We start from the raw sequence: 12,837 nt of genomic DNA on the forward strand, positions 1-12,837 counted from the left end.
GCATCGGCCACCAGCGTTTGTCATCTGCGGCCAGCCACGCTCAGATCAGCGTTGCCAACGCCCATAAATGCCGCACCAACGGTGTGGTCTCCAAGGCACCCGGCGCGACGGCCAGGGCCAGGCGCGCCAGCGGCATATGGCCTTCGATATCCAGATAGCGCACGCCGGGCCGCTGCAGTTGTGCGGTGGAGGCGGGCACCACCGAGACGCCCAGTTCGGCCGCCACGAGATTGATGATCGACGACATCTGCGGCGCTTCCTGGGTGATGCGCAGGGTCACGCCGGATTGCCGGCAGGCGGCCAGGATTTCGTCGTACAGGCTTGAGCCGAAGCTGCGCGGAAACAGGATGAAAGGCTCGCCGGCTAGCGCCGCCAATGGTGCGCTGTTGCGCGTGGCCAGGGGGTGCGCGGCAGGGACGGCGATCTTCATCGGCTCGTCGGCAAAGCGCAGCAGCTGCAAATCCGGTGGCGTGCTCAGCCCGTAGCGCACGAACGCCGCATCCAGCCGGCCTTCGGCTAACCCCACCAGCAGGCTGGCGGTATTGGTCTCGTCCAGCAGCAGCTCTACTTGCGGCCACTTGCGGCGGAAATCGCGAATCAACCGCGGCACCACCGGGCTGAAGGCGGCCGAGGCGGTGAAGCCCAGGCGCAACCGCCCGGACTCGCCACGCGCCACCCGGCGTGCGGTTTCGGCGGCGCGCTCCACATCGGCGAGCACGCGGCGCACTTCGCCCAGAAACGCCTCGCCGGCCGGAGTCAGTTCGGCACCGCTATGGGTGCGCCGAAACAACGGCGTGCCCAGCTCCCGTTCCAGTGTCTGGATCTGCTGGCTCAGCGGCGGCTGGCCGATGCCCACCCGCGCGGCGGCACGGGTGAAGTTGCCTTCTTCGGCAACCGCCAGGAAGTAGCGCAAGTGACGCAGCTCCATCCATCTTTTCCAGATATGGCAACTGCCACCATCATATATTGGACAGGGGGTGGTGGCGGGCGAATACTCGCCTTCCCACGTCTCAAGTGCGCTGCTGTGTCTTCCTCTGATCGCCGCCCGAGTCCGCTGCCCGACCCATCCGTGACCTTCGACGCTAGCGCCGCCGCACCGGCAGCGTTGCGCATTCGCCTGGCGCTGTTTCTGGCCGGCTTTGCCACCTTCTCGCTGCTGTACAGCGTGCAGCCGGTGCTGCCGGAATTCGCGCGTGCCTTCCAAGTGGACGCAGCGACCGCCTCGCTGCCGTTGTCGCTGGCCACTGGCGCACTGGCCCTGGCCATCTTCTGTGCCGGCGCAGTGTCGGAAAACCTCGGCCGGCGCGGGCTGATGTTCGTGTCGATCGCCATCGCGGCGGTGCTCAACCTGATCGCTGCGTTCCTGCCGCACTGGGGTGCGCTGGTGCTGGTGCGCACCTTGTCCGGCATCGCGCTGGGCGGAGTACCGGCGGTGGCGATGGTGTACCTGGGCGAAGAATTGCCGGCCAACAAGATGGGCGCGGCCACCGGCTTGTACGTGGCCGGTAATGCCTTTGGCGGCATGAGCGGACGCATCGTGATGAGCGTGCTGACCGACCACACCGATTGGCGCACCGCATTGGCGGTGTTGAGCGTGTTCGATCTGCTGTGCGCACTGGCGTTCTTCTGGTTGCTGCCGCCGTCGCGCAACTTCGTGCGTCGGCACGGCATCAATCTGCGTTTTCATCTGCGCGCCTGGGCCGGGCATCTGCGCGATCGCAATCTGCCGTTTCTGTTCGCGCTGCCGTTCCTGTTGATGGGCGTGTTCGTGTGCCTGTACAACTACGCCGGCTTTCGCCTGGGTGGGCCGGAATTCGGTTTGAGCCAGAGCCAGATCGGCATGATCTTCAGCGCCTATGTGTTTGGCATCGTCAGTTCGTCGGTGGCCGGTGCCGCCTCTGACCGGTTCGGGCGCGGGCCGGTGGTCACGACCGGCATCGTGCTATGCGTGCTCGGCGTGGCGCTGACCTTGGCGCACGTGCTGGCGTTGGTGGTGACCGGCATCGTGCTGCTGACGATCGGGTTTTTCATCGCGCATTCGGCCGCCAGTGCGTGGGTGAGCCGGCTCGGTGGCGCGCATCGCAGTCACGCCGCATCGCTGTATCTGCTGGCGTATTACGCCGGCTCCAGCGTGATCGGCGCGCTCGGCGGCTGGTTCTGGCAGCACGGTGGCTGGGGTGCGCTGGTCGGTATGTGCCTGACCTTGCTGGCGCTCGCTTTCGCGGCCGCCTACGTGTTGCGCCAGCGCGCCGACGACACGCGGCCTTACGGCCGGTTTGCGCCGCATCCTGCGCGTGGCGAATGACATGACTGCAGCAGGCGCAGGACCACATCGTCGCTGCCGGTGTCACCATCGAGCAGGGTCCGATCCAGCGTACCGGCGCAACCGGCGCGTTGTTGTCGGTCTCCTCCGCGATCCGGACGGCAACCTGATCGAGGTCAGCAACTTGCTGTAGTGGCCGATTGCTGTGCCATGGGTGCGCTGTGCGACGTGGTAGGTGGCGCGATGCAAGGCACCTTGAAGCGATGGCTGTCGCTCACCCTTCCGATCTAGCGTGCCCGCTTGCTGCGTGCCGTCTGCGCTGCAGAAGGTGGCGCGGCGATCGCATCGGCCGCACCCTGTGCCAGGGTCTCCAGCAGGCGCCCACGCCGCCGTTCCAGATCGGCCAGCTGGCGTTCGATCTGCTGCAGACGCGCGCGATGCACGTATGCGGTTTCCGGGCACATCTGCGCGCCTTCCACCAACCGCATGCAATCGGGGAAGCCGAGGATGTCGTCCAGACTGAAGCCGGTGGCGATCAGGCGCTGAATCTGCCGCACCTGTGCAACGCACGCTGCAGGGAAGACCCGATAGCCGTTGGCGCTGCTTGAGGACGTCAGCAATCCATGGGCATCGTAGTGACGAATCGAGCGCACGCTGGCGCCAGTCTGCAGTGCCAGTGCGCCAATGCTCAGCGAGGGTTCGGGAGGCGTTGCCATGCGCCAAGCATACGTTGCACGCACTGCTTGACCCTCACATTGGTGTCAGGCTGGAGGATGGCCGCTCCGATTGTCTGGAGTTCACTCCGATGCCTGTTCGCTTCCCGGTCATTGGCATGCGGCCGATGCGCTACGTTCTGGCTTGCCTGTTGCTGCTTTCTTCAACGTTGGCCGCGGCCGTCACCCCTGCTTCGCGCAGTTATACGGTGACTGCGCCCGATGGCGTCACCCTGGCAGTGCAAGAGCACGGCGCCGCCGAGGGCCCGCCGATCGTGTTCGTGCATGGCCTGCTCGGCAGCCGCATCAATTGGGATGCGCAGCTGGCCGATGCGCGTTTGCAGCGCTATCGGCTGATTACCTACGATTTGCGGGGGCATGGCTTGTCCGGAAAGCCGGTCGCGGCATCTACGTATCAGGAGGGCATGCGTTGGGCCGACGACCTTGCTGCCGTGTTGAAGGGGGCAAGCGCGCGCGACGCGGTCGTGGTGGGGTGGTCCCTGGGCGGCGCAGTGATCAGCAACTACCTGAGCCACTACGGCGATACCGGGCTTGCCGGAGTGGTGTACGTCGACGGTGTGATCGAACTGCGCGCGGAACAGTTGGGTGCGCATCCAGCGATCTATCGTGATCTGGTCTCGCCGGATCTGCGCACGCATCTGCAGGCGGTGCAGGAGTTCCTGCGGCTGTGCTTCGCCACTCAACCGCCCGCACCGGTATTCGAGACGTTGCTGGCCAACGCATCGCTGGCCTCGTGGGACATGCAGCGTGCCATGCAAGGCATGTCGATCGACCTTGTCGGCCTGCAACACACGCGCCTGCCGGTGTTGCTGATGTACGGCGCGCGCGATGCGCTGGTGGCGACCGAGCCGACGTTGATGCGTGCCAGACAGGTGCAACCACGGGCGCAGACCGTGCTGTATCCGGACGCCGGGCACGCTCCGTTCCTGGAAGACAGCGTGCGTTTCAATCAGGATCTGCTGCGCTTTGTCGAACAGATACGCGCGGCGCATTGAGCGCCGGTGCCCACAGCGTGGCGGACCGCGCGAACGCATCGGAACCGGCTGCGCGGCCATGGCGCGATGCTGTACCGTCTCCGGGCCTGCATCCAGGGCGGCGCGTTGCGCGTCTTCGGTGTGCATCTTCACTGATCGACGACGGCGTGATATGCACAGCTATGCGCGCGAGCAAGCGCGCCGGTCTGGCTGCCGACACTGCGCCACAGCGGGGCAGGCACGTGGCGCTGGTGCAACGTGCTTCTATGGCTTCCGGAATTACCACATGACTGCTGTCCTTGCCCACGACGACCACACGCTGCAGGACTTCATCGAGCGCCATCAGCGCCTGTTCGTGCTGACCGGTGCCGGCTGCAGCACCGATTCGGGCATCCCCGATTACCGGGATCTGCAAGGCGGCTGGAAGCGTCCACAGCCGGTGACGTTCCAGGCGTTCATGGGCGAGCTGTCCACGCGGCAGCGCTATTGGGCGCGCAGCCTGGTCGGTTGGCCGCGCTTCGGCTTGGCGCAACCCAATGCCACCCATCACGCGCTCGCTGCGCTGGAGGGGCGTGGCCAGTTAGAAGTGCTGCTCACCCAGAACGTGGACCGCCTGCATCAGGCCGCCGGTAGCCAGGCGGTGATCGATCTGCATGGTCGGCTCGATGTGGTGCGCTGCATGGGCTGCGAGCGCCGCATGCCACGTACCGACTTTCAGCTGCTGCTTGAACAGGCCAATCCCGGTTGGGCAGAGCTGGAGGCCGCGCAGGCGCCCGATGGCGATGCCGATCTGGACGATGTGGCCTTCGAGCATTTCGTGGTGCCGCCATGCCCGGCGTGTGGTGGCGTGCTCAAGCCGGATGTGGTGTTCTTCGGCGAGAACGTGCCGCGCGAGCGGGTGGAGCGTGCATTCGCGCACCTGCAGGCGGCCGACGCGGTGCTGGTGGTGGGTTCGTCGCTGATGGTGTATTCGGGCTTTCGATTCGTGCAGGCCGCTGCACGCGATGGTTTGCCGATTGCCGCACTTAACTTTGGACGCACGCGCGCCGACGAACTGCTGACGTTGAAGGTGGAGCAGTCCTGCGCGCAGGCGCTGGCGTTCCTGCACGGGCCGCCGGACCTGCCGCGTGCACGCAGCGTCAATGACGCCAGTGCGCGTTCTGCATGACGCAGTGATCCATCGCAGCGGTTGTGCCGGCGCGCGCGGCGCAGTGCAATAAGCCTCCCCGTGTCAGTTGTGGATGCCGCCTTGAGCCAGTTGTTCTCCCCCATCGCCTTCGGCCCGCTTGCGCTCGCCAACCGGATTGTCATTGCGCCCATGTGCCAGTACTCGGCGCAGGACGGACGCGCCAGCGATTGGCACCGCATCCACCTGGGCACGTTGTCGCAATCCGGTGCCGGCCTGCTGATTCTCGAAGCGGCCGCAGTGGTGCCGGAAGGGCGCATCAGCTACGCCGATCTGGGCCTGTATGACGACGCCACCGAGCAGGCCCTGGGTGAGGTGTTGCAATCGGTACGGGCCTGGTCGCCGATGCCGATCGGCATCCAGCTGGCACATGCCGGCCGCAAGGCCTCGACCGATCTGCCGTGGAAAGGTGGCGAGGCCATCGCACCCGATCACGCGCACGGCTGGCAGACCGTGTCTGCATCGGCGGTGCCATTCCGCGCAGAGCAGCCGGTGCCGCAAGCACTGGATCACGCCGGGATCGATGCCGTGGTTGACGCCTTCGTCGCATCGGCAAAACGCGCCGAGCGACTGGGCCTGGAGTTGATCGAACTGCATGCCGCGCATGGCTATCTGATGCATCAGTTCCTGTCGCCACTGAGCAACCAGCGCAGCGATGCGTATGGCGGGTCGCTGGAAAATCGCATGCGGCTGACGCTGCGCATCTTCGACGCGGTGCGTGCGGCCGTGTCGGAAAAAATCGCCCTTGGCGTGCGCATCTCGGCCACCGACTGGGTCGAAGGCGGTTGGGATGTGCAGCAGAGCATCGCCTTGTCGAAGGCGCTAGATGCACGCGGTGCGCAGTACATCCACGTTTCCAGCGGAGGGCTCGATCCGCGGCAGCAGATTCCGCTGCAGGCGGGCTATCAAATTCCGTTCGCGCAGGAGATTCGCGCGCAGGTGAGCACGCCGGTGATTGGCGTGGGCTTGATCACCGAGCCGGCGCAGGCCGAAGCGATTCTGCAAGAAGGCCAGGCCGATGCGATCGCGCTGGCGCGTGGCATCCTGTACGACCCGCGCTGGCCGTGGCATGCCGCCGCAGCACTGGGCGCGTCGGTGACTCCGGCCCCACAATATCTGCGCTGCGAACCGCGCGATGCGCGTGGCGTGTTCGCCAATTGATCCACACCCCTGACGTCATACCGAACAAGGACAACGCATGCCGATAGGATTTCTGGGCTTGGGCACGATGGGCCTGCCGATGGCGCACAACCTGCTGCGTGGCGGATTCGAACTGAGCGTATGGAACCGTTCGCCCGAACGCGCCCAGCCGCTACGCGACGCTGGCGCCACGGTGGTGGAGCAACCGCTCGACGCTGCGCACGGCCCGTTGCTGTTTTCGATGCTGGCCGACGACAGTGCAGTGCGCCAGACCTTGCTGGAGCGCGGCGTGCTGGACGCGCTGCCGGCGGGCAGCGTGCACGTCAACATGGCCACCATTTCGGTCGCGCTGGCGCATGAATTGACCGCGCTGCATGCCGAGCGCGGTGTGGCCTATGTGGCCGCGCCGGTGCTTGGGCGCGTGGATGTGGCCGAAGCCGGCAAGCTCAATATTCTGGCGGGCGGCGATGAAGCCGCAGTGGCGCGGGTGCAGCCGATGTTCGATGTGCTGGGGCAAACGACCTGGCACATCGGTCGCGCACCGGAGCAGGCCAATGCAGTGAAGCTGGCCGCCAACTTCTGCCTGGCCAGCGCCATCGGGGCGATGGCAGAAGCCAGCGCGCTGGCACGCGGCCATGGCGTGGATGCCACGCAGTTTCTGGGCATGCTCACCAGCACCTTGTTCGCCGCGCCCGCCTACCAGGGCTATGGCCGCCTGATCATGCAGCGCGCGTACCTGCCCGCCGGCTTCACTGCCACGCTGGGTCGCAAGGATGTGGACCTGGCCATCCAGGCTGGTGCCGACAAGCAGGTGCCGATGCCGTTGGGCGAAGTGCTGCGCGCCGGCCTGGACGAGGCCATCGCGCATGGCGACGGCAACGCAGACTGGGCGGTACTGGCAGAAGTCTCGGCACGGCGGGCGGGGCAGGTTGCCTGATCGCCCTGCCGCAACGCGGATGTAGAGCGGCTATCAGAACGTAGCGCGCAGTCGTCAAGTGGGCGTGGACGGCGCGCTCAGAGCCGCAGGGTACGAGGAGTACATGCCGATTCCGAGCACAGGCCACGCCGCCTGGCGGTTGCGCCGTCGTTTTGTTGGCTGCTCTTCGCCCTGCGCAAGGCACTTCGCTTCAACGCACGACAGGCCATGGCTTGCTCACCTAAACATGCAGCAGACCTTCTAAAATGGCGGCCCGTGACAGCCGCCGCTCCAGGGAGGATGCGATGCGACACCTGCATATCACGCTCGGTTCGACCGAGCGCATACCGCGCGCACTGGCGTGCGCCGGTGACACACGATGACCGACGCTCCGGCCATCGCCCAAGGCCCGGTAGGCCCGGACCATCCCGAGCACCCGGACCACTCTCTGTTCGCACAGATCCGCGAAGCGGTGAGCGTGCTCGATGCCGAGTTGGGCAAGCCTGTCGATGACGCGAGCGAGCGCATGGTGGCGCGTCTGCTGCCGCTGGCCAAGCAGCATGGCTTCGATCAGGTGGACTACGTGGTGCTCAGTCGCCACCTGGGCGAAGTCGGCGAGAATGTGTTCCTGGTGCGTGGCGAGCTGTCCGATCCGGCGCATCTGCGTGCGCACATCACCACGCAGGAAGCCATGGAGACATCGGTGGACGCGTCGCTTGCGCAGCTGGAGGAGATCAACCGGCGGCTGATGCTGCGTTTGCCGCCGCGCTGAGGGGCGTGCACCGGGTCGTGCATGCGCTCGCGCTGCGCGATCGATCACAGCATCACGCATCAGCACAGTGCAGGTCGTGCAGCAAGCAAGTAACGCAATAACGACACCCCGGCCAAAACCTGCCGCGCCGCACACAGGAGTTTCGCGCCTGTTCGCACTGCAAAGGTTACCGACGCAAGCACTGCGTCGGTGATGTCACGTATTGGCTATCATTGCGTCAATGCGCTCCGACTACATTCTCACGCTGTCCTGCCCCGACCGCACCGGTATCGTCTATCGCGTGACCGGGCTGCTGTTCGATCTGGCCTGCAACATCCTCGACGCGCAGCAATTCGGCGACGAGGAAAGCGGGCGGTTCTTTTTGCGCGTGCATTTCGAAAAAACGCCGTCAACCGATATCGCCAGCCTGGAACAGCAGTTTTCGGTGTTGGCGGGCGCGTTCCAGATGCAATGGCAGTTGCACGACGCGCGTCGCCGCGCGCGGTTGCTGGTGCTGGTGAGCAAGCAGGGCCACTGTCTCAACGACCTGCTGTTCCGCACCCATAGCCGGCAACTGCCTGTGGAGATCGTCGCAGTGGTCTCCAACCACGCCGATTTCGCACCGCTGGCCGCGTCCTACGGCGTCGACTTCCATCATCTGCCGGTGAGCGCAGACACGCGCGCCGAACAGGAAGCGCAGCTGCTCGCCCTGGTCGACGACCTGCACATCGATCTGGTGGTGCTGGCGCGCTACATGCAGATTCTCTCGCCAGGCCTGTGTCGCGCGCTGGCTGGGCGCGCGATCAATATCCATCACAGCTTCCTGCCCAGCTTCAAGGGTGCGCAGCCTTACCACCAGGCGCACGCGCGTGGGGTCAAGATCATCGGCGCCACCGCGCACTATGTCACCGAAGATCTGGACGAAGGTCCGATCATCGAACAGGACGTCGCCCGCGTGGATCACGCCATGACTCCGCGCGACCTGGTGCGCCTGGGCAGCGACACCGAATCGTTGGTGCTCGCACGCGCGGTGCGTCGCCATGTCGAACATCGCATCCTGCTCAATGGGCACCGCACTGTGGTGTTTCGCTGAGGCGTGGATGCTGTGCGGATGACGCTGGCTGCGCATCCGCCTGGATCCGGTTAGATCTCTGCGCATTTGCACGCCGGGAAGCGTCCGTAGCGTCGCTGCGTGCTATGGTCCGCCGGTCCTTTCGAACTCATCGATGAGTGCGATGTGGTATGACAACGCTAAAGCGCAACCTGCTAAGAGCAGCCTCATGCCTGCACGTTGTTGTGGCAGGTTGGTGTTTTCTTGCGGCATGGTATGCACCGGACGGCTGCCTGGATCAGGGTGGCAGCTTCGACGATGTGGCATGGAAATGCAGCGCTACAGATGACCATCCTTATATGGACATCCACGCCGATCAGTTTGTGTCTTTCTGGCAATTGCTAGCCAGCGTTGTGGCGGCGCTTCTATTGCTCGTCCGTCCAGCTTCGGTGCTGCAACGATGCCGTCCAGCGTCGTCTGGATGCGTCACAAGCTCTGCATGCCTGATCGATACACCTTGAGGGTCGCATGACACGGATTTTCAACTGGATACTGATTGTCACCCTAGTCGGAACCGGTACAGCGGTGTTTGCACAAGCGCCTCCTTTCGAGCATGCCGTCAACGCGTTTGGCGGTTTGCTGACCGGTACTGATCACGGGAATGGATAGGCCGTCTCCAATTCACCGAAGCTACTGGAGAAACTCGGTCGCTTCTTGAAGAAAACGTGCTTGGTATTATCGAGAACGCGCACGGCATCTTCGTGTTCAGCGGCTTGCTCCACTTGGGTCTGAATGAGGGGGCGCTCTATGCGGTCGGGCGGAATGAGCGCGGTGTTGTCACCGCACGGCAGGTCAGTCGCCTTCCCGGAGCGCCTAGTCAAATACACCTGCGATCGGATGACAGGACAAGTTTCCTAGTATTTACCGGAAAATTTGATGCGCAGCAGCAGGAGATTTACGAGTGCTATTTCCTTGCCGGCGATGCGGTCAGTCGTGGATCTGGATGCTGACGGTTTCAAGCTAGTACGCATAAGGTGTCACCTTATGTACGCACGAAAGACATTGCGGCGTCTGGCCGTCTGCCTGGCGTTGGCAGGCAGCGCATATTCAGCGGTGGCGGCAGTCAAGCCCATGGTTCCCCAGACTGAAAGCGAATGCACTGCCAAAGGTGGGGCATGGACAACTCTTGGCTTGCCGGCTCCCGACAAGCCGAAGGTCTGCGATCTGAAGGCGGCCGATTCAGGCCGCAGATGTACCGACTCCATCCAGTGCGAGGGTGAATGCCTCGCTCCACCATCCGCACGGGTCGGCGCGCGTGCGCACGGGCGGTGCTCGACGTATCTGTCCAACTTTGGCAATGTGCGCCGCGTCAGCGACGGCATCGTCGAGACCCTGCATGTCGAATGAGCTTGCAGCGACCTGCTCAGGCCCACTGCGCTGGGTAGGAGCCTGTACAGCAAGGCAATCGTCTTGCCGCAGAGAGCGTCGATCGGCCTGAAAGACAGTCCCGCTTAGTGCAGGGATGGATTCAATCAGCTAGCGTCAGCCCAGATCGCATCGGCTGCACCTTACCTCGCCGCGTTGGCATTCATCACCGCATTGCGGTTGGCGTCCAGATACTGCGCGGGGTCGCGCATGCCGGTGGTGTGGCATTGGCCGGTGGTATGGCCGAGATTGACGCCGCCCGGCAGCTGCGCGTTGACCTGCTCCACAACGCCGTCTTCGGGGTCGTTCAAGACAAGGTCCGAGGCAGCGTTGCAGTAGTCGTTGGTGTACCACTTCTTGCTCTTGGCGAACGAGGTGGTGTAGTAGTTGACCTTGGCGCGTGCGTCGGCCGGAATGCCGGCCAGCCAGGCCTTGGCGCCGTCGTAGGTCATGTCGGTGTTGGTACCGCAGCCCACACCGAACCATGAACCTGCCGTGGCCAGGACGCCGGCCATATTGGTGCCCTGATACGGCGTGCCCACCGATTGCATGACCCGCCCGCCGGTCGCGTTATCCAGCCCGCTCCAGTAGTAGGTGTACAGGTGCAGCGCAACCATACCGCCCTGGCTATGCGCCACCGTGGAGAACGACGACCACTGGCTGGCGAACTGCGCCAGTCGCTGCGCGAACTGGTCGTTGCTGCGATTTTGTTTGGGATCCAAAAATGTCGATGCATTAGTGAATTGCGCCTGTGGCCATACACCGGTGGAGCAATAGCCGTGCACCAGCACCAACTGCGAGCCGGCGGCCTGTGGCTGCGCCGTCGCCATCGTGGAGGCCAACGCCGTCGGGCGCGGGCCCTTGCGCATGCTTTCGTCGATCGCAGTGCTGGCACGCGCGAGACTGGCGCGTCGCAACGCAGGCACCTGCAACGGCAGCGTGGCGGCCTGCACCAGCGGAATGTAATGGTCCGGGTCTTCGATGCGCAGGCTACGCAGCGTAAACGGCGCACGCGCACCGGCGCGCGCAATCCAGCGTTCGTCCAGGCTCAATGGCAGCTGGCCTTGTTGGGGTGTCAGCATGCCGCCGATCCACGCCACCGGTATGTCCTTGCCCTTGGCATCGGTGCCCCACACCTGGGCGAACACCCGATAGTGCGACGGTGCGTTGCCGCGTGCGGCCACCGGCAGTGCAATCCTCAGCCGTGTGCCTTCGGCAGCGCGTGCGTCAAGCGCATTGCCGAGTAAACGCAAGGAGGTATCCAGCACCGGCACCACATGCTCGCTGGTACGCACGAAAGGTTGCCCAGCCTGGTCATGCCCACGTACGATCACCTGCGCAATCCAGGTGCCTTCGCTGGTCGGCTGGAACGTGCCGCCGTACACACCATCGCCAGCGGCGCCGTCGTCATGCTTGCCGTCATCGGCCATCGGCAGGTTGCGGATGCTGCCTTGTGGATCAATCACGCGCAGGCTTGCTTCGTCGATCTTCCCGGCCTGCGCAGCCAACAGCGTGGCGCCGCGTGCGTCGTTGCCACTCAACAGCGCATTGAGCGTGAGCGACTGGCCAACCTGTCGCTGGCGATTGCGCAGGTACGAAGCGAGCTGCGTACGCCCATCGCCTTCCATCAGCACATAGCCGCGCTGCGCGACCGACGAGGCCGACTGCAGCGTCAGCGACCAGTTGCCATTTTGTGCGGACTCCACGGCGTAGCGCATGCCCTTGGTGCCGCTCTCGGCGATGCCCAGCAGCGTGCGTTGCGCTTGGAGCGGCGTTGCCACGGCGGCGGTGCGTGCGCCAGCAACTGCAGGTGCAGTTACTGTCGCATCCCAAGCCTGATCGCCAGACAACACCATAAAGCGCAGGTGGCCATTTTCCACCGGCAAACTGCCCTGCCAACGCGCGGATTGACCGGCAGGCGCAAGTTCAACTGGCAGTAGCGCACTCTTGGAAAAGATCGCCGACTCGGCTGGATCTGGCGCACGCATCTGCTCGAACTCTTCCGGTGGGCCAGCCAATTGCTTGGGCTGCAACTCGGCCGCAGCGAGTGGCGCAGACAGCAGCGAGAGGGAGCACAACAGCGACAATAGCGACGGCTTCGGCATGGCGAGATCTCTCGGTGAGCGTTGCAGAAACAATGCCCTCGCGCAGGGCTACGACATCGGATGCAGCGCTCCCTTGCCGTGATTGCCAACCATCATGCCGCGCTCCTGTGACAAGTCTGCTGGGCGCTGCACTCCCTCACGTGCGGTAAGCGCTCGGTAGAAACACACAGCCTATGAGCAGGATCGCGCACGAGACGTGCTTCCAGAGAAGACAGGGGCGGCGAACGATGCCGCCCTCACGTTTCCACTCTCTTTGCGAATGCCGCCGCAGTGGACAGCATGCCTTGGCCAA

At 64.5% G+C, this 12,837-nt stretch carries 11 protein-coding genes, 1 other RNA gene and 1 pseudogene; 9 read left to right on the forward strand and 4 right to left on the reverse strand.

The genetic code is table 11. The features are described from left to right. Window positions 1-40: 40 nt before the first annotated feature. Window positions 41-928, reverse strand: a complete 888-nt coding sequence (locus XpruCFBP8353_RS18945; RefSeq protein WP_101364600.1) for a LysR family transcriptional regulator — start codon at window positions 926-928, stop codon at window positions 41-43. Between the two features lie 96 nt (window positions 929-1,024). Between XpruCFBP8353_RS18945 and XpruCFBP8353_RS18950 the strand changes: the two genes are divergently transcribed. Continuing rightward, window positions 1,025-2,305, forward strand: coding sequence for an MFS transporter (locus XpruCFBP8353_RS18950; protein WP_162301117.1), 1,281 nt, complete (start codon window positions 1,025-1,027; stop codon window positions 2,303-2,305). Between the two features lie 20 nt (window positions 2,306-2,325). After that, a pseudogene (locus XpruCFBP8353_RS18955) lies at window positions 2,326-2,456 on the forward strand (VOC family protein); the annotation flags it as partial. A 94-nt stretch (window positions 2,457-2,550) separates the two neighbouring features. Here XpruCFBP8353_RS18955 and XpruCFBP8353_RS18960 read toward each other — a convergent pair. Continuing rightward, a complete protein-coding gene (locus XpruCFBP8353_RS18960) occupies window positions 2,551-2,979 on the reverse strand; it encodes a MerR family transcriptional regulator (protein ID WP_101364602.1) in 429 nt (142 codons plus the stop codon). 89 nt (window positions 2,980-3,068) lie between these two features. On the opposite strand from XpruCFBP8353_RS18960, the gene XpruCFBP8353_RS18965 reads away from it, so the two are divergent. From XpruCFBP8353_RS18965 to XpruCFBP8353_RS18985, 4 genes are all read left to right on the forward strand, one after another. After that, a complete protein-coding gene (locus XpruCFBP8353_RS18965) occupies window positions 3,069-3,992 on the forward strand; it encodes an alpha/beta fold hydrolase (protein ID WP_101364603.1) in 924 nt (307 codons plus the stop codon). A 265-nt stretch (window positions 3,993-4,257) separates the two neighbouring features. Further along, a complete protein-coding gene (locus XpruCFBP8353_RS18975) occupies window positions 4,258-5,139 on the forward strand; it encodes an NAD-dependent protein deacetylase (protein ID WP_101364605.1) in 882 nt (293 codons plus the stop codon). A 60-nt stretch (window positions 5,140-5,199) separates the two neighbouring features. Continuing rightward, on the forward strand, window positions 5,200-6,318 hold the full coding sequence (locus tag XpruCFBP8353_RS18980) for an NADH:flavin oxidoreductase/NADH oxidase (protein WP_162301118.1): 1,119 nt from the start codon (window positions 5,200-5,202) through the stop codon (window positions 6,316-6,318). Window positions 6,319-6,355: 37 nt separating this feature from the next. Further along, window positions 6,356-7,234 carry an NAD(P)-dependent oxidoreductase gene (locus XpruCFBP8353_RS18985; RefSeq protein ID WP_101364606.1) on the forward strand — a complete coding sequence of 293 codons (879 nt, stop codon included), beginning with the start codon at window positions 6,356-6,358 and terminating at the stop codon, window positions 7,232-7,234. Window positions 7,235-7,262: 28 nt separating this feature from the next. Here XpruCFBP8353_RS18985 and XpruCFBP8353_RS18990 read toward each other — a convergent pair. Continuing rightward, window positions 7,263-7,339: non-coding RNA, sX9 sRNA (locus tag XpruCFBP8353_RS18990), on the reverse strand. Between the two features lie 253 nt (window positions 7,340-7,592). Here XpruCFBP8353_RS18990 and XpruCFBP8353_RS18995 point away from each other — a divergent pair. The 3 genes from XpruCFBP8353_RS18995 (at window position 7,593) to XpruCFBP8353_RS23510 (ending at window position 10,422) form a co-directional block, all read left to right on the forward strand. Beyond that, window positions 7,593-7,985, forward strand: coding sequence for an XVIPCD domain-containing protein (locus tag XpruCFBP8353_RS18995; RefSeq protein WP_101364607.1), 393 nt, complete (start codon window positions 7,593-7,595; stop codon window positions 7,983-7,985). A gap of 220 nt (window positions 7,986-8,205) precedes the next feature. Beyond that, entirely contained in the window at window positions 8,206-9,057 is an 852-nt protein-coding gene (gene purU, locus XpruCFBP8353_RS19000) for a formyltetrahydrofolate deformylase (protein ID WP_101364608.1), read from the forward strand. A gap of 1,002 nt (window positions 9,058-10,059) precedes the next feature. Continuing rightward, window positions 10,060-10,422, forward strand: coding sequence for a hypothetical protein (locus XpruCFBP8353_RS23510; protein WP_133125672.1), 363 nt, complete (start codon window positions 10,060-10,062; stop codon window positions 10,420-10,422). A gap of 161 nt (window positions 10,423-10,583) precedes the next feature. Here the strand turns inward: XpruCFBP8353_RS23510 and XpruCFBP8353_RS19010 are convergent, their stop codons facing one another. Then, window positions 10,584-12,545, reverse strand: coding sequence for a choice-of-anchor X domain-containing protein (locus tag XpruCFBP8353_RS19010; RefSeq protein WP_101364610.1), 1,962 nt, complete (start codon window positions 12,543-12,545; stop codon window positions 10,584-10,586). Window positions 12,546-12,837: the final 292 nt, after the last annotated feature.

The organism is Xanthomonas prunicola, from assembly GCF_002846205.1.
In the GTDB taxonomy this organism is placed as follows: Bacteria; Pseudomonadota; Gammaproteobacteria; order Xanthomonadales; family Xanthomonadaceae; genus Xanthomonas; species Xanthomonas prunicola.

Coding starts and splice junctions, on each gene's coding strand:
- XpruCFBP8353_RS18975 (WP_101364605.1), top strand. CDS start 4,258: ATGACTGCTGTCCTTGCCCACGACGACCACACGCTGCAGGACTTCATC.
- XpruCFBP8353_RS18995 (WP_101364607.1), top strand. CDS start 7,593: ATGACCGACGCTCCGGCCATCGCCCAAGGCCCGGTAGGCCCGGACCAT.
- XpruCFBP8353_RS18965 (WP_101364603.1), top strand. CDS start 3,069: ATGCCTGTTCGCTTCCCGGTCATTGGCATGCGGCCGATGCGCTACGTT.
- XpruCFBP8353_RS19010 (WP_101364610.1), bottom strand. CDS start 12,545: ATGCCGAAGCCGTCGCTATTGTCGCTGTTGTGCTCCCTCTCGCTGCTG.
- XpruCFBP8353_RS18985 (WP_101364606.1), top strand. CDS start 6,356: ATGCCGATAGGATTTCTGGGCTTGGGCACGATGGGCCTGCCGATGGCG.
- purU (WP_101364608.1), top strand. CDS start 8,206: ATGCGCTCCGACTACATTCTCACGCTGTCCTGCCCCGACCGCACCGGT.
- XpruCFBP8353_RS18960 (WP_101364602.1), bottom strand. CDS start 2,979: ATGGCAACGCCTCCCGAACCCTCGCTGAGCATTGGCGCACTGGCACTG.
- XpruCFBP8353_RS18945 (WP_101364600.1), bottom strand. CDS start 928: ATGGAGCTGCGTCACTTGCGCTACTTCCTGGCGGTTGCCGAAGAAGGC.
- XpruCFBP8353_RS23510 (WP_133125672.1), top strand. CDS start 10,060: ATGTACGCACGAAAGACATTGCGGCGTCTGGCCGTCTGCCTGGCGTTG.